A 1,262-nucleotide genomic window follows, 5' to 3' on the forward strand; every position below is an offset into this window, starting at 1 on the left:
GTCTGGGCCCTCGGGTTGAACCACACGACCGCGCCGCTCGATCTGCGCGGTCGTTTCGCGTTCGCGCTCGACCAGATCGCCCCCACGCTGCAGAGCCTGCGCAGTTCCTTCGCCTCCGGCCGCCATCCCCAGGTCGAGGCCGCGATCATCTCCACCTGCAACCGCACCGAGATCTACTGCGCCTCGGAACACGCCGCGCTCGACCACACCTTCGGCTGGCTGGCCCAGAGCGGCGGCGTGGCCCCCGCCCTGCTGCGCTCGCACGCCTACACCCTGCACGACGGCGAAGCCGCGCGCCATGCCTTCCGCGTGGCCAGCGGGCTCGACTCGATGGTGCTGGGCGAAGCCCAGATCCTCGGCCAGATGAAGGACGCCGTGCGCGCCGCCGAGACGGCAGGCGCCCTCGGCAGCACGCTGAACCAGCTGTTCCAGCGCTCCTTCGCGGTGGCCAAGGAAGTGCGCACCGCCACCGAGATCGGCGCCCACTCCATCAGCATGGCCGCCGCCGCGGTGCGGCTGGCCGGCCAGCTCTTCGAAGACCTGCGCAAGACCCGCGTGCTGTTCGTCGGCGCGGGCGAGATGATCGACCTCGCGGCCACGCACTTCGCTGCGAAGGAGCCCAAGTCGATCGCCATCGCCAACCGCACGCTGGAGCGCGGCGAGAAGCTGGCCTCACGCTTCGGCGGCGAGGCGATGCGCCTGGCCGACCTGCCCTCGCGGCTGGCCGAGTTCGACATCGTCGTGAGCTGCACCGCCAGCACCCTGCCGATCATCGGCCTGGGCGCCGTCGAACGCGCACTCAAGGCCCGCAAGCACCGCCCGATGTTCATGGTCGACCTGGCCGTGCCGCGCGATATCGAGCCCGAGGTGAAAGCGCTGGAAGACATCTATCTCTACACCGTCGACGACCTCGCCCAGGTGGTGCAGCAGGGCCAGGCCAACCGCCAGGCCGCGGTGGCGCAGGCCGAGGTGATCATCGACGCCGGCGTGCAGAACTTCATGCACTGGCTGGGCCAGCGCGGCACGGTGCCGCTGATCCAGCAGCTCAACGCGCAGGCCGACGAGTGGCGCGCCGCCGAGATGGCGCGTGCGCGCAAGCTGCTGGCCAAGGGCGAGCCGATCGAGGCGGTGCTCGAAGCGATGTCGCGCGGCCTCACCCAGAAGATGATGCACGGCGCGATGGCCGAGCTGCACGCGGGCGATGCCGCCTCGCGCGAGCAGACGGCGCAGACGATCTCGCGCCTGTTCCTGCGCAAAGAGCG

1 protein-coding gene is annotated in these 1,262 nt (G+C 70.6%); it reads left to right on the plus strand.

Features of this window, described 5'->3' with window-relative positions:
* Nucleotides 1–1,262: glutamyl-tRNA reductase (gene hemA, locus ACTJLF_RS34535; protein WP_440884889.1), on the plus strand; the 1,262-nt coding region annotated here is incomplete at both ends.

Origin of the sequence: Variovorax sp. 22077 (assembly GCF_052044195.1) — a bacterium.
GTDB classification, from domain to species: Bacteria; Pseudomonadota; Gammaproteobacteria; order Burkholderiales; family Burkholderiaceae_C; genus Variovorax; species Variovorax atrisoli.